The organism is Methylobacterium sp. WL116 (assembly GCF_008039455.1).
GTDB lineage: Bacteria > Pseudomonadota > Alphaproteobacteria > Rhizobiales > Beijerinckiaceae > Methylobacterium.
Window position 1 is genome coordinate 21,370 of record NZ_VRUV01000009.1, and the last position, 13,390, is coordinate 34,759.

A 13,390-nucleotide genomic window follows, 5' to 3' on the forward strand; every position below is an offset into this window, starting at 1 on the left:
GGTCCAAAATGCCCTCGCACGCATTCCTCGATGGCGGACGGCACGAGCAGTCAATTCACCGGGTGGGCCTCGGCAAGACCCGCCACCATCGAGACCTCCGTCACGAACCATCAACCAGGAGCGTTCCCGGACGTCCCGCAACACTGGCTCGGATCATTCCATCACGCCCCCTGTTGTCCGCGCACAGGGTTTCAGGAAAAGAATTTGGCGTTCACTCGGGAACAGGGTGCGGTCCGGCCGTCGCTTGCCGATGACCAGATCGACGAGCGCGGGGATCGTGAGGCCCGTCGGGCCGTCGCCACGGGCGAGGCCATCCCACGCGGCGTTCGCTCCGCGGGCATCCTGGTCCTGAGCCTCCTCGGGGTCGTTTACACCCTCTACGTCGGTCAGGAACTCATCCTGCCCATCGTCCTTGCGCTCGTCCTGAAGCTCCTGCTCGCCCCGGCCATGCGGGTCCTGCACAAGCGTTTCCGGCTGCCGAAGGCTCTTGCCGCGGCACTGCTGATCCTGGTGGTGTTCGGGGCCATCGGCGGCGTCGGCTTCACGGCCTCGATACCCGCGTCGGGCTGGATACGACGCGCGCCCGAGAGCCTGCCGCTGCTCAAGGAGAAGGTCGAAGCGCTACGCCGGCCCCTGGATGTCCTCCAGCAAGGCCTGCAGGCTCTGGAGAGCATCGCCGCGGCCAACGGGCAGGAGGGCGCGGGCGACGTCGTCACCGCGAGGCCCGCCTCCACGCTGGCGGGGAACCTGATGAGCGGCACAGCTACCCTCCTGACCCGCTTCTTCACGACGATGATCCTGCTCTTCTTCCTCCTCGCCTCTGGCGACCGCCTGTTGCGCGGGTTCGTCGAGGTGCTGCCGACCTTCTCCGGCAAGCGTCAGGCCGTGGAGATCGTCCAGGAAATCGAGACCAACATCACGGGTTACCTTGTCACCATCACCATCATGAACGCCATCGTCGGCGTGGCGACGGGGTTCGCCATGTGGGCCTGCGGACTGGACACGCCGCTGCTCTGGGGCGCGACGGCCTTCCTGCTCAACTTCATCCCGATCCTCGGGCCCCTGGCCGGGATCGTGATCTTCTTCGTGGTGGGCGTTCTCAGCTTGGATTGGCCCTGGTTCGCACTCCTGCCCGCGGGCCTCTACCTGCTGATCCATATCGCCGAAGGCGAGATGATCACGCCTCTGCTCCTGGCCAAGCGCTTCACGCTCAACCCCTTCCTCGTGATCCTCTCGGTTTTCTTCTGGCACACGCTCTGGGGCATCCCGGGGGCTTTGCTCGCGGTGCCTCTGCTGGCGATGATGAAGATCGTATCCGACCGCGTAGAGCCCCTGAAACCCCTGGGCCACATGATCGGGTCCTGATCGAAGGACGCTACGTCGTCGACGTCCGATCCTCGACGCTACGAGGAGATCACCCAGACGCTGGATCGTCCGTCCACAAATGTGAAATCAGCGTCACGGACGCTCCAATTTCCCCTCTAAAGCGCATCGGGAATCTCAGTGCATCCTGCGCTTGGCCGCCCTCGGGAGTGACGGAACGGCCCGTCGTTAGACACGTTGCGGATGGCATCTGAAGCGGTCGGGAGTTCAGGATGCGACGACGGACCTCTCGCTTGACCGCCCTTTCCCTCATCATCGAGACGGGCATGCCAACCGCTGGTCATGGCGACGCGCAGGAGGCGGCCTCCGGGGAAGGTCCCGTAAAGGTCCTGCCCGACGATACCGTGAGCCGGATCGCGAGCCGCTGCAACGTGTCGGAAGGCGCCCTCCTGGCCGCCAATCCGTCCATCGACGGGTCGAGCGACCTGCAGATCGGCGCCACCCTGCGCCTGCGGCCGGCGACCGGCCAGGGTCTCGCGGATTGCCTCAACCATCTGGGGCGCTAGGCCAACGATGCCGTGGGCCGCGTCGCCGGTCAGGTCGGCGCCTCCGCCCAGGACCTGCTCGACCGCAACCCGACCTCAAGGGACGGTTGGAGCGGCTCGTTCGGCGGATCGGCCTGGCCGATGGTGCGGGCGCCACGAGCCTCACCCTCTCGCCGGACCATGGCCCGCCAGGCTCGACCGTGACCCTGACGGCCACGGGCCTGCCGAAGGACGAGTCGCTCCTGGTCGGGGGCGGGACGATCAACACGGCCTTCCAGGTCCTGCAATCCGCCCGTACGTTGGGCAAAGGCACGCTGGACGTCGAGGTGAAGGTTCCCGAGCGCCAGGGCGACACCCGCCTCGTGTTCGTCCTGCGAGACGGGGACGCGGTGAAGCTGAACACCAAGCCGTTCCGGATCGCGCCCTGACCGCAAGGGCCGTCAGGGCCGGACCATCATCCAGACGGCCATGCCGACCATCATCAGGTTCTCGGTGAGCGAGACGAAGCCGAGCGGCACGCTGGCCGAGCCGCCGACGCAGGCGCACTTGATCTCGCGCCTGTCGACGTAGACCGCTTTGAACACCGAGACCGCGCCGACCGTGCCGATGAAAAGGGCGACCGGGATTGACAGCCAGGCGAGAGCGCCCGCTGCCATCAGGATGCCGGCGAGTGCCTCGCAGAACGGGTAGGCGTAGGCGTAGCGCACCCAGCGCCGGGCGAGCAGGTCGTAGCCCAGGAACATAGACGAGAAGCTCTCGACGTCCTGCAGCTTGAGGATGGCGAGCACGCACATGCTGAACGCGATGAACCACTCGCCCGCGCGTACCGTCAGTGGCGTCCCGAAGCCCGCGTAGCTCGCCGCCAGCGCCATCAACGCCGTCATCGCGAACACCGCCGCCACGGGAGTGTAGCTCGTGGCCTTCGGGTCGGGGACGGACTTACCGAGATGTCGACGCAGGTCGTCGTAGCCGCCGATGCGCTCGCCCGCAATGAAGGTCTGTGGCGTGGTCTTCACGCCGTGCTCGGCCTTGAAGCGGTCTGTCTCCTCACGCGTCGTCAGCCAATGGTCGTCGACCTGGAAACCCTCGCGTTCGAGCAGGTCCTTGGTCTTCAGGCCATAGGGGCAGACGTGCTTCTCCATCACCATGCGATGGACGGTGGCCCTGCGGTTGGTGTCGAGCATCGAGGACTCCTTTTGGAATGCGCCGGGAGGGTGGATCGCCCGAACCCTGACAACGCGACGGCGGCAATCAGCTTTTCGAACTGCGTTGCGCGGAACTTCTGGACCCCAAGATGGGGCTTCCAACGGTTGGAAGGTCAAGGGACGGATCGTTGGGTACTCGGCCGTCCCAGCCCCCGAGGGGCGGCCGGCTCCGACGAAAACGTCCCCCCTCATGTGCGACGTCGTCACGACGGCATCGCCGCTTTCTCTCGATCCTGCTTCGAGCGCACCATCCTTTGGCATTGGACACGTCCCGACGGAGAGGTTGGCATCCCACCGGCGATACGACGGTCGTGCCTGCCAGGTCGGCATTGTCCCGTTGGAGGTGGTTTTCGATGCGGCGTGGTGCTCACGGTCGTCGCCCCAAAGAACTGGCCGGGGTAGGTCTTGTCTGATCATCCTCCACCGACCCTGAACCTTATCGGACGAGTTTCATTGCAGCGGAAGGACAATAAGGTCATCTTGTACGGCGAGGTGGATCATGTCGTTCCGGGTTGGCATACTCGACCACGGTGAAAGGGCGCGCCAAAAGCAGGCGAGCCGTGACTATGATCGTGTCCGTCTCGCAGCCAATGAGGTGTGCGCCGCGGAACTGCGGGTCGAGAACGCTTTCTTTTCGTCCCTCAACCTAAGCGGCTTCAGGATCGCCTCCGTCGGCAGGCGCCCATTGTCGCGGGCTCGTTAGTCTTTAGCGTCACGTTCAATCCCACCCGACCACCTGACCATCGGGTCCTGCGAGTGGAACGCTGACTGTCTTCACGTGCCGGCGACCCACGGGATCGGCATGACCCGGCCGGTTGGCCGGTCACGGTAGGGCCGAGGCGTCGGCGAAGTTCGATTACCCCTGTCGATCCGGATCGTTCGCGGACTTGTCATCGACTGACCCGCCTCCGTAGAGGCTGGTCTCGCTGCCGATGGCCGCGTCGAGTTCCGCCCCGCACAGCACGATGACGAAGGACAGCCACAGCCAGAGCAGGAAGGCCACCACCGTGCTGAGGGAGCCGTAGGTCACGGCGAAGCTGGCGAACCGACCCGTGAACCACGAGAACAGGCTTCAGGTCAGCAGCAGCAGGAGCGCGGCGACGGCGCCCCCGACGGTAACGAACGGCCAGCCCTCGCGCCCGTTCGAGGGGGCGAGCCGGTACAGCGTCGCCAGCGCCAGCGCGAGCACCGCTAACAGGACGGCCAACGCAGGGGAGAGAACGCGGCGTAGAGGCCCTCCTGCGGCAGCACGTGGGGCACGAGGACCGCCAGCGTCATCGCGCAGACCAGAACGACCAGGGTCCCCAACGTGCACAGCAGGGTGACGATGGTGAAGCGCAGCCAGCCGCGACCTTCCTCCACATAGAAGATCAGGTTGAGGGCCTTGAACAGCGCGCGCATGCCGCTGTTGGCGCTCCACAGGGTGAAGGCGAGGCCGAGGAGCGGCGCGGCCGGACCGAGCCAGTCGCCCCCGCGATCCGCCGGATTCTTCGCCATCGAGGCGCCGACGGCTTGCTGCACGATCTCGCGCGTGCTGTCCGGCACGGCCTGCATCGCGCCCTGAAGGAAGTTGCGGACCTCGTCCGCGCCGAGCAGCCGGCTTCCGAGCCAGACCACAAGCGCAATCGCCCGGGAACACCGCCAGCGCGACCCGGAAGGCGACGCCCGAGGCCACGAAGCTGACCTGGTCCGCCGACGCCTCGCGTGCAGCATGCCGGGCGATCCGGACCGCGGTTCCGCTCATGGTTCCTCGCACGCCGACGTGAAGGGATGGAAGCCGAAGGATGTCCGCGGCCGGCGACGATGCGACTGCACGCGGGCCGACGGGCGCAGCCGATCAGCGTGGCTTGGAGGCTCCCTCGCCCGTCGATCCGACCGCGCCGGCCTTCGTGCCCGGCTTCCCTTCCCCCGCGCCCGACCCTGCGGTCGTCATATCCGTGCCCGGCCGCGTGACCTCACCGGTGGGGCGGGTCCCGATGCCCATCCCACCGGTCCGGACGCCGTCATCCTTGGATGGCTCGGCGATGGGTGCAGCAATCGCCAGCGAGGGAAATGCCGCAACGAGGAGCATGAGCGTGAAACGGGTCATTCGGTCGTCCTTCGATGGATCGAAAACGAGGATGTGGGACTGGGGAATGTCGTGCGCCCTCACGCGGGCTGGTCGCCGTCGCGCATCTTCACGAAGCGGGCATGCCTTGCCTCCAGTTCGGCCAGGTCGTGCGGATCGGCGACGTCGCGCCTGGCCGCGGCGATGACGAGATCCGCATGGTGGGCGAGCTCGGCGGTCCGGTTCGTCAGCCGTTCGACCTCGGCGATGCGGGTGAGCACGTCGAGCATCCGGGCGAGCACGTGCACCGAGCCGGCGGCGTTCTGGCGGATCATGTGGAACATGGCATCGCACAGGCCGTCGTAGTCGGTCACCGACACGACGAGTACGACCTCGCCATCGCGCGCGACCGCCCCGGTTGGCAGGTGGCGCGACGCCACGCGGCACAGGGCGTCACCGAGATGGTCGACGACGCTGCCGGCGGTGAACGGGTCGTTGATGCCCGGCGACAGCGCCCGGACCGCGATCTCGACGAGCTGCCGGATCGAGTATTCCAGGTCTTGCAGGGCGGCCGGGCGTCGCCCGAACGTCAGTGCCCGGCGGATGGCCGGCTCCGCGCCCTCGACCCCGGCGGAGAGGAACGCGACCGGGAACCCGCTCGGAACGTAATCCCCCGGGCGCACGCGCAGGGCGACGGTGACACGGTGCTCGTGGGCCCAATCGGCCAACCCGTCCTCGTCGACGGCTTGCAGGTAGCCGCTGCCGTCGGTGCGAGCCCCGCCGCCGGTCGGTAGCCGGGTCGGGAGCGTCATGCTTGCGCTCTCGCGGGTGCGCGCCTCGACGGCGGAGAGGAGGTCGCGATGGACCGCGTCGACCACCGTCTCGACGTTGATGCTGGCGGCGATGTGGTGGACGAACCAGACCAGGGTGGCGAGCGAGAGCAGCGCCAGCACCATCGCCCCGGTGATCGCGAGGTGCGGGACGAACGGGCTCTCCTGCACGGTACGCACCGTGCGCAGGACCATCAGGGCGTAGGCGAAGGTGCCGAGGAAGATGCCCAGGACGATCTGGTTGCGGGCGTCGCGGGTGAAGTTGCGCAGCAGGCGCGGACCCATCTGCCCGGATGCCAGCGTCAGCGCCGCGATGGTGATGGAGAAGGTCGTTCCCGCGACCCCGATGGTCGAGGACGCCACCGCGCTCAGGAGCGCCCGTGCGCCCTCTGCGCCGCCGGAATAGCCCCAGTTTTGGTTCGGCGAGGAGGCATCGTAGCCGGCGATGTGAGCCGTCTCCAGCCAGATCCCGAGTTGCGCCAGCCCTATGCAGCCCAGAACGATCAGGGCCGGCCGGAGCCAGAACAGGTCCCCTAGCCACTCGATCCAGGCCTGGAGGCGCGCCTTCATGCCGGGTCTCCCTTCCCTTCGGAGTCCCTGCCTTCGGGCTTTCCGCGTTCGCGGTCGGCACGATCCTCACGGAGCACTTCCCAGCGGGCGCGGGGTGGTTTTTTGCCGGCGGGCCAGCCTTCGCGCTGCCGGGTGCGGTCGCCATCCGACGCTTCGGTCTGGTCGTGCAGCAGCACCTGGCTCGTGGGATATGGAAGGTCGATGCCGGCGGCCGTGAGCGCGTCCTTCACGTTCGAGATGGCATGGTCGAGCGCATCGACCGCGTCGCGCCGCCGGGGCGGGTCGATCCAGAACCGAGCCGTCATGTCGACCCCAGCCGCCCCGAGGCCGGTCACGAGCGCCTCCGGTGCCGGATCGGCGAGCACGCCTTTGGTCCCGCGCAGGGCCTCGACGATGATGCGGCGGGCCTCCCTCATGTCGTCGCCGTTGCCGATGGTGAGCGGGAAAGCGAGCCGGCGCTTGTCGTGCGCGGTGATGATCGTGATCTTGTCAACGAACAGCGTCGCGTTCGGGATCAGGATGCGCTGGTTGTCGTAGGTCCGTAGAACCGTTGCCCGCACCCAGACGTCCTCGACCGTGCCCTCGTGCGAGCCGGCGCGGATCTGGTCGCCGATGACGAAGGGGCGGGTCAGCAGGATGAGGATGCCCGCCAGCAGGTTCTGCAACACGTCGCGGAAGGCGAAGCCGATGGCGACGCCGCCGATGCCGAGCAGGTTGAACAGGTCCGCGGCCGAAACGGACGGGAAGGCGACCGATGCCGCCACCAGGAACGACACCAGGATCGTCATGCCGCCGGCGATGCGCCCGAGCACGGCGGCCGAGCCGGGCGACGCCTCCCGCATCTCGGCGGTACGGCGCACGGCTGCACGTACACCCCGGGCGACCAGCAACCCGATCCCGAACAGGACGAGGGCGATCACGAGCCCCGGCACGAGGGCGGCGGCCGAGCGGCCAAGCCCTTCGAGGCGTCCCAGCGCTTCGGAGAAGATCATGCGGTGTCCCGATTCATGCGAAAGCCGCCGGTGGCGGAGGTGCCAACCGGCGGCGCGCGTCGGTGGTCCGCGAGGGAGACAGGCCCCCGCGGGTCATTTTTCTACCGGGTCAGCGACGCGGGCCGCCCGTGGTCTGGCCGTACTGCTTCGCGCCGGGACGGCGCGACGGCATGTTGGCGTTGCCGCCGCTGCTGCGGTGACGCCTCATCTGCCGGCGCGACATGCGCACCTGCACGAGGTCGGAGCCGGTCGAGGTGCCGATGCCGGCCGCGTTCACGGGCATCGCCGAGGACGGCAGGGTCGAGGCGCCGAGGCCGAGGCCGGCCAGGAGCGCCGAGGCGAGGATGGTGTGCTTCATGATGGTCTCTCCTTACGTGGGGTCGATCAGCTCTTCTTCTTCGAGTATGTGAACTTCGGCGCGTTCTTGAGGGTGTCCTTGTCGGTGTCGGCGTGGACCATCCACTTGCCGTCCTTGTCGCTGATGGCCAGGGTCGACGGATCGAGCACGACGTAGCTCTCGCCCATGCCGAGGAAGCCGCCGACGCTGACGACGACGCCGGTGACCGTCTTGCCGTTCTCGATTACCAGATCCTCGACCTCGCCGACGTTCTCGTTCTTGTTGTTGTAGACGGTCGTGCCGACGAGCTTGGACGACATCACGTCGGCCGGCTTCACGGTCACGTACTTCAGCTTCACCGTCGCGGTGTCGGCCATCTTCATCCCCATGTCGGAGGACGCGCCCATACCGGCGGCCGGGGCCGTGGCGGTCTGGGCCAGGGCCGGGAACGAGACGCAGGTCAGGACGAGCGCGCCCAGGATGAAGTGCTTCGACATTGTGTTTCCTCGGTATGGTGCCGGTCGCCAATTCGAGTTCACGGTACCGACAACCACTGTCGCACCCCGCTCGTTTTCTTTGAAAGGCGGTCGGCAACGTGCGCACACCCCGAATGTTCACATAAATCAACCTTGCCTCTGCTGGGGTCCAGGCGAACGAACCCCGCCCATCCCGTTCTTGAAAAGGAGTCGAGATACAGTCCGATAGTCTAAACGGACGCATCGTCATCGAATTCCGTCGCTCTAACCGCCTTCCGGAACAAAGCCCGATGATGGGGGCTTGCAGTCGGCACCTCCGATGCGCAGGCATCCGATCAAAACTGGTTCTTTCACATGCAGATCATCAACCGCATCCGGCATGTTCGGGGCGTGACGACCTTGGTCTCCGGAGCGGCCTTCGCCCTCGCCCTCGGCTCAGTCGTGGCAGGTCCTGCGGCCGCGCAGTCGGCCGCCAGTTCCATCGACCAGCCGACGCCCGGGACGTTGCCCTCGGGTACCTCGACGACGAAGGGCGCCGGGAATGCGCGCCACGAGGGCAACGGGCAGGTCGCGCCACCGAGCGCGATCCAGTCGTCGACCGACGTCATGCAGTCCGAGGGATCGGTCCAGGGCAAGACCCAGGGCGGCCGGACCGACCCGATCAAGCACCTGCCCAAGGACATGCGCTGATCGCTGATTGATCGGAACGTCCGCGGGCTTTCCCGATCCAAAGCCCGTATGCAGAGGGCCTTCCCTCCGGGGAACACTCCCGGAGGTCGCCTTTCATGTTCTTCGACAGTTGGTCCGGCCTGCTCAGGGTCGTCGTCGTCGGCCCGCTGGCCTACGTCGCGCTGATCCTGTTCCTCAGGATCTCGGGCAAGCGCACCCTGACTAAGCTGAACGCGTTCGACCTCGTCGTCACCGTGGCGCTCGGCTCGACGCTGTCCTCCATCGTCCTGACGAAGTCGGTCGCTCTCCTGGAAGGGGTGCTTGCCCTCGCGACCCTCATCGGGCTGCAGTATCTCATCACCTGGTCGAGCGTCCGCTCGGCGCGGGTCCGGTCGCTGGTGAAGGCCGAGCCGACGTTGCTCGCCCACAAGGGACAGCTGGTCGAGGGTGCGATGCGCCGCCAGCGGCTGACACGGGACGACGTGCTCTCCGCCCTACGCACGGAAGGGCTCGACGACCTCTCGCAGGCCTCCGCGGTGGTCCTTGAGACCGACGGCTCTATTAGCGTGCTCAAAACGCTGTCCGACCGCGGGGACGGGCTGAACGGCGTCTCATGGCCGGAGGCGAGCCAGCCTGTCGATAGCCGTTCGTGAAGGCCCTCGTCCGCTATGCGCTCATCCTGCTCGCAGCCGTCCTCGCCGCCGCCAGCCTGATCCCGTTGATCCCAACCGAATGGTGGGCGGTGCGGCTGCTCGACTTCCCGCGCCTGCCCTTTGCCGTCGGCTCGTTGGTCGTCGGTCTGGCTTTGTTCCCCTTCCTCAAGGGAGCTCCCAGCTCGACCCTTCCGGGTCTTGCGTTGGCGACCCTCGCGTTCGCGGTCAACGCCTGGATCCTGTGTCCTTATCGACCCACGGGCGAGATGCGGGTCGACGCATGCCCGGCCGAGCGACGTCTCTCGGTGCTGATCGCGAACGTGCAATTCGGGAATCGGAACGCCACGCCCTTGGTCGAGGCCGTCGCACGGGAGGAGCCCGACCTCTTCCTCGCGATGGAGACCGACGCGTGGTGGGACGAGGCCCTGAAGCCCGTGCTCGCGTCAATGCCCCATGCCCTGCAGCGGATCACGGGGTCGTACTACGGCCTCCACTTCTTCTCGCGGCTGCCCCTGGTGAACGGCGGCATCCGGCACCTTGGAGGGCAGGACACCCCGGCGGTCGTGACCGGCGTCACCCTACGCAGCGGCGAGATCGTCGACTTCATCGGCCTTCACCCGAAGCCGCCTCAGCCCTGGCAATCCGCCCGCGGGCGGGACGCCCAGCTCTATGCCGCGGCGTCCGTGCTGCGCGAACGGGTCGAGCCCGGCGTCCTCGCCGGTGACCTCAACGCGACGCCCTGGGAGATCGCGGTGGAGCGCATGGCCCGGTTGTCCGGGCTCATCGACCCGCGCCGTGGATACGGCTACGTCGCGACCTGGAACGCGCACTCGTCCTGGCTGCGCTGGCCGCTCGACCACGTCTTCCACGAGGGCGGCTTCGCGACGGTCTCCATCGAACGCCTCGATGCCTTCGGCTCGGACCACTTCCCATACCTCGTCCGCCTATGCCGCCAGGATGCCCAAGGTGCGAAGGCGCCTCCGCAGCGGGACGCCGAGGACGTCGCCAAGGCCAACGCGGTGCTCGCCGCGGCGGGGACGAACGAACGATTGCAGTCCCGATGAGCCCACGTGCCGAAAACGGCCCCGCAGCCCGCCTTTGCGCGGGTCGGAGATTCCCATGATCTCGATCTTCGACCTCGCCGCCCTGCTGTTAACGCTCTCGGCCCTGTTCGGCTGGCTCAACCGCCGCTTCCTGCGGATGCCGCACACCATCGGCCTGCTCGTGATGGGGCTGCTCGCCTCGCTCTCGCTCGTCGGCCTCGACCTCGCCTTCCCGGCTCAGCACCTCTACGAGGACCTCACCAAGGTGCTCGGTCAGGTCGACTTCACTGACGTGGTGATGAACGGCATGCTCGCCTTTTTGCTGTTTGCCGGCGCCATGAGCCTCGACCTGAGCATGCTCCGCGACCGCGCCTGGGCCGTCGCGACGTTGGCGTTGGTCGGCACCCTGATCTCAACGGCCCTCGTAGGCGGCGCGTTCTGGCTGGCGGCCGACGCCATCGGCAGGCCGATCCCGCTGGCCTGGGCCTTCGTTTTCGGCTCGCTGATCAGCCCGACCGATCCGGTCGCGGTGCTGGCGACCCTCAAGAACGTGAAGGTCCCCGAGGCGTTGGAGGTCGAGATGCAGGGCGAGGCCCTGTTCAACGACGGCATCGGCATCGTGCTGTTCACAGTGCTGGTGGCCTTCGCGGCGGGCTCGGGCGGGGAGGCCACGAGCGCCGGCGGCGTGGCGAAGCTGCTGGTGCAGGAAGCGGGCGGCGGCCTCGTCCTAGGGGTGGTCACCGGCTACGTCGCTTACCGGGCGATGCGCGCCATCGACGACTTCCCCGTCGAAGTCCTGATCACGCTGGCGCTGGTCGCCGGGACCTACGCGCTCGCCCAAAAGCTCCACTTCAGCGGCCCCCTCGCGGTGGTCGCCGCCGGGCTCCTCGTCGGCGACCGGGCCCCGCGCGACGCCATGAGCGAGCGGACTCAAGGGTACGTCTCCGCCCTCTGGACCCTGATCGACGAGGTGCTGAATTCGGTCCTGTTCCTGCTGATCGGGCTGGAGGTGCTGGTCCTGCGGTTCGAGCTCAGTGGCCTGGCGCTCGCGGCCTGCGCGGTGCCCATCGTCCTCGTCGCCCGGCTGGTCGCCGTCTCGACGCCGCTCCTCATGTTCCGTTGGGGCGGCAACCTCTCGCCGCGCAACGTGCCGTTCCTGACCTGGGCGGGGGTACGCGGCGGCATCTTGGTGGCGCTGGCACTCTCGATCCCAGAGAGCGACGCCAAGCCGGCGATCCTGGCGGCGACCTACGCGGTGGTGCTCTTCACCATCATCGTCCAAGGCTCGACGCTCGGCATGGTGGCGCGGCGCACGCTGCGCGCCGGCTGAGAGACGACGTCCACGGCGTCGGCCCGCGTCGGCCAGTACACCTCCATCGGATATCGTAACCACACATGGTCTTCACCGTCCTCCTCGTCCTCATCCCGATCTCGGCGGCGCTGAAGTACCTCGTCGGGGCCTCGCCGCTCCTCATCTTCGCCTCCAGCGCCCTCGCCATCGCCGTCCTGGCGGAGTGGGTCCGACGCGCCACCGACCAGCTCGCCGACCGGGTCGGGCCTGCCATCGGCGGCCTGCTCACTGTCAGCTTCGGCAGCATCGCCGAACTCGTCCTGGCGCTGTTCGTCCTCATGCGTGGCGAGGCCGCTGTGGTGCAGGCGCAGATCGCCGGCTCGATCATGGGGACCAGCCTGTTCGGGCTCGGCCTCGCCATCATCGTCGGCGGGGCGACCCGGGAGCGGCAGAAGTTCAGCGCGGAGCGCGCCGGCTTGCTGTCGACCCTGCTGATCCTCGTCGTCATCGCCCTGCTGCTGCCGGCCGTGTTCGACCTGAGCGGACGCATGTCCGGCCAGGGAATGACGCTGGGCATCACCGACGAAGAGGTCAGCCTCGGCGTCTCCGTCGTCCTCCTGCTGCTCTACCTCGCCAACCTGGCCTTCACGCTGGTCACCCACCGCGACATGTTCTCGAACGACAAGGGCAGCGGCGAGGCGGATTGGAGCCTGTCGTTCGCCATCGGGGTCCTGATCGCCGCGACGGTCGCCATCGCCTTCGAGTCCGAGATGCTCTCGGGGACGATCACCCAGGCCGCCGGGAGCCTACATCTCTCGCCGATGTTCCTCGGCGTGATCGTGCTGGCCCTGGTCGGCACGGCCGGCGACCTGTTCGCGGCGGCCTGGTTCGCGTACGAGGACCGCATGGGCCTCGTGCTGAACATCTGCATTGGCTCGGCCATCCAGGTGGCGCTGGTGCTGGCCCCGCTCCTGGTCATCATCTCCTGGGCACTCGGCCACCCGATGTCGCTGGTATTCTCCAACCCGCTTCACCTCTTCGGCATCGCGAGCACCGCCTTCATCGTCAACGCCATTGCCCGCGACGGTGAGACGACGTGGTTCGAAGGCCTTTTGCTGCTTGGGGTCTACGTCCTGTTCGGGCTGGCCTTCTTCTTCGCGAGCCCGGTCTAAGCACAGCCGATTGAACGGCCGCTTTCGGGCACTGCATGATCTGATGGTCTATGGCCATGTTGCGTCGGATGGGAACGTTAGCTTACGAACGCAGGGCCGGGGTCCGCTTGCCACCGAGGCTGTGTGAAAAGAGGACGTCACGCTGTGGCTGTCCGGCCCCTCGGGAGAGCAGCGGGCAGGCTTTTCGACCGCCTGCATCCTTGGTCGTTGCAAGATCGCAAGGAAGCTCAAAGAAAT

17 protein-coding genes are annotated in these 13,390 nt (G+C 67.4%); 8 read left to right on the forward strand and 9 right to left on the reverse strand.

Features of this window, described 5'->3' with window-relative positions; all coding sequences use genetic code 11:
* Nucleotides 1–30 precede the first annotated feature (30 nt).
* The 3 genes from FV223_RS02125 to FV223_RS02135 all read left to right on the forward strand — a co-directional run bounded on the left by FV223_RS02125 (nt 31) and on the right by FV223_RS02135 (nt 2,296).
* Nucleotides 31–1,365 (forward strand): AI-2E family transporter, encoded by a 1,335-nt coding sequence (locus tag FV223_RS02125; protein WP_246689575.1) that lies wholly within the window; start codon nt 31–33, stop codon nt 1,363–1,365.
* Between the two features lie 251 nt (nt 1,366–1,616).
* Nucleotides 1,617–1,889: a LysM domain-containing protein gene (locus tag FV223_RS02130; RefSeq protein ID WP_187276022.1), complete on the forward strand. Its 273-nt coding sequence runs from the start codon at nt 1,617–1,619 to the stop codon at nt 1,887–1,889.
* 179 nt (nt 1,890–2,068) lie between these two features.
* A complete protein-coding gene (locus FV223_RS02135) occupies nt 2,069–2,296 on the forward strand; it encodes a hypothetical protein (RefSeq protein WP_147725243.1) in 228 nt (75 codons plus the stop codon).
* 12 nt (nt 2,297–2,308) lie between these two features.
* Here FV223_RS02135 and FV223_RS02140 read toward each other — a convergent pair whose 3' ends face one another.
* The 9 genes from FV223_RS02140 to FV223_RS02180 form a co-directional block, all read right to left on the reverse strand.
* A complete protein-coding gene (locus FV223_RS02140; protein ID WP_147725244.1) occupies nt 2,309–3,052 on the reverse strand; it encodes a glutaredoxin family protein in 744 nt (247 codons plus the stop codon).
* A gap of 877 nt (nt 3,053–3,929) precedes the next feature.
* Entirely contained in the window at nt 3,930–4,142 is a 213-nt protein-coding gene (locus tag FV223_RS02150) for a YhjD/YihY/BrkB family envelope integrity protein (protein ID WP_147725246.1), read from the reverse strand.
* Nucleotides 4,143–4,145: 3 nt separating this feature from the next.
* Nucleotides 4,146–4,280: a hypothetical protein gene (locus tag FV223_RS32345; protein WP_281407432.1), complete on the reverse strand. Its 135-nt coding sequence runs from the start codon at nt 4,278–4,280 to the stop codon at nt 4,146–4,148.
* On the reverse strand, nt 4,265–4,690 hold the full coding sequence (locus tag FV223_RS02155; RefSeq protein WP_187276024.1) for a YhjD/YihY/BrkB family envelope integrity protein: 426 nt from the start codon (nt 4,688–4,690) through the stop codon (nt 4,265–4,267). Before FV223_RS02155 ends, FV223_RS32345 begins: the two co-directional genes overlap by 16 nt.
* Nucleotides 4,691–4,910: 220 nt before the next feature.
* Nucleotides 4,911–5,162, reverse strand: coding sequence for a hypothetical protein (locus FV223_RS02160; RefSeq protein ID WP_147725248.1), 252 nt, complete (start codon nt 5,160–5,162; stop codon nt 4,911–4,913).
* 59 nt (nt 5,163–5,221) lie between these two features.
* Nucleotides 5,222–6,520 (reverse strand): DUF2254 domain-containing protein, encoded by a 1,299-nt coding sequence (locus FV223_RS02165; RefSeq protein WP_147725249.1) that lies wholly within the window; start codon nt 6,518–6,520, stop codon nt 5,222–5,224.
* Nucleotides 6,517–7,512, reverse strand: coding sequence for a mechanosensitive ion channel family protein (locus FV223_RS02170; protein WP_147725250.1), 996 nt, complete (start codon nt 7,510–7,512; stop codon nt 6,517–6,519). The genes FV223_RS02165 and FV223_RS02170 overlap by 4 nt, the downstream gene beginning before the upstream one ends.
* 109 nt (nt 7,513–7,621) lie before the next feature.
* The gene (locus tag FV223_RS02175) at nt 7,622–7,870 is read right to left on the reverse strand and encodes a hypothetical protein (protein WP_147725251.1); all 249 of its coding nucleotides are present in this window, start codon (nt 7,868–7,870) and stop codon (nt 7,622–7,624) included.
* A gap of 26 nt (nt 7,871–7,896) precedes the next feature.
* Nucleotides 7,897–8,346, reverse strand: a complete 450-nt coding sequence (locus tag FV223_RS02180; RefSeq protein WP_147725252.1) for a PRC-barrel domain-containing protein — start codon at nt 8,344–8,346, stop codon at nt 7,897–7,899.
* Nucleotides 8,347–8,679: 333 nt separating this feature from the next.
* Here FV223_RS02180 and FV223_RS02185 point away from each other — a divergent pair, with 333 nt between their 5' ends.
* From FV223_RS02185 to cax, 5 genes are all read left to right on the forward strand, one after another.
* The gene (locus tag FV223_RS02185) at nt 8,680–9,015 is read left to right on the forward strand and encodes a hypothetical protein (RefSeq protein ID WP_246689576.1); all 336 of its coding nucleotides are present in this window, start codon (nt 8,680–8,682) and stop codon (nt 9,013–9,015) included.
* A gap of 95 nt (nt 9,016–9,110) precedes the next feature.
* The gene (locus tag FV223_RS02190) at nt 9,111–9,647 is read left to right on the forward strand and encodes a YetF domain-containing protein (protein ID WP_147725253.1); all 537 of its coding nucleotides are present in this window, start codon (nt 9,111–9,113) and stop codon (nt 9,645–9,647) included.
* Nucleotides 9,644–10,711, forward strand: coding sequence for an endonuclease/exonuclease/phosphatase family protein (locus tag FV223_RS02195; protein ID WP_147725254.1), 1,068 nt, complete (start codon nt 9,644–9,646; stop codon nt 10,709–10,711). Before FV223_RS02190 ends, FV223_RS02195 begins: the two co-directional genes overlap by 4 nt.
* 55 nt (nt 10,712–10,766) lie before the next feature.
* The gene (locus FV223_RS02200) at nt 10,767–12,020 is read left to right on the forward strand and encodes a sodium:proton antiporter (protein ID WP_147725255.1); all 1,254 of its coding nucleotides are present in this window, start codon (nt 10,767–10,769) and stop codon (nt 12,018–12,020) included.
* Between the two features lie 65 nt (nt 12,021–12,085).
* The gene (gene cax, locus FV223_RS02205) at nt 12,086–13,153 is read left to right on the forward strand and encodes a calcium/proton exchanger (protein WP_147725256.1); all 1,068 of its coding nucleotides are present in this window, start codon (nt 12,086–12,088) and stop codon (nt 13,151–13,153) included.
* Nucleotides 13,154–13,390 lie beyond the last annotated feature (237 nt).

Excerpts from the sequence above, each read along its gene's own strand:
- FV223_RS02125 (WP_246689575.1), top strand. The coding sequence starts at position 31 with ATGGCGGACGGCACGAGCAGTCAATTCACCGGGTGGGCCTCGGCAAGA.
- FV223_RS02140 (WP_147725244.1), bottom strand. The coding sequence starts at position 3,052 with ATGCTCGACACCAACCGCAGGGCCACCGTCCATCGCATGGTGATGGAG.
- FV223_RS02160 (WP_147725248.1), bottom strand. The coding sequence starts at position 5,162 with ATGACCCGTTTCACGCTCATGCTCCTCGTTGCGGCATTTCCCTCGCTG.
- FV223_RS02165 (WP_147725249.1), bottom strand. The coding sequence starts at position 6,520 with ATGAAGGCGCGCCTCCAGGCCTGGATCGAGTGGCTAGGGGACCTGTTC.
- FV223_RS02170 (WP_147725250.1), bottom strand. The coding sequence starts at position 7,512 with ATGATCTTCTCCGAAGCGCTGGGACGCCTCGAAGGGCTTGGCCGCTCG.
- FV223_RS02175 (WP_147725251.1), bottom strand. The coding sequence starts at position 7,870 with ATGAAGCACACCATCCTCGCCTCGGCGCTCCTGGCCGGCCTCGGCCTC.
- FV223_RS02180 (WP_147725252.1), bottom strand. The coding sequence starts at position 8,346 with ATGTCGAAGCACTTCATCCTGGGCGCGCTCGTCCTGACCTGCGTCTCG.
- FV223_RS02185 (WP_246689576.1), top strand. The coding sequence starts at position 8,680 with ATGCAGATCATCAACCGCATCCGGCATGTTCGGGGCGTGACGACCTTG.
- FV223_RS02190 (WP_147725253.1), top strand. The coding sequence starts at position 9,111 with ATGTTCTTCGACAGTTGGTCCGGCCTGCTCAGGGTCGTCGTCGTCGGC.
- FV223_RS02200 (WP_147725255.1), top strand. The coding sequence starts at position 10,767 with ATGATCTCGATCTTCGACCTCGCCGCCCTGCTGTTAACGCTCTCGGCC.
- cax (WP_147725256.1), top strand. The coding sequence starts at position 12,086 with ATGGTCTTCACCGTCCTCCTCGTCCTCATCCCGATCTCGGCGGCGCTG.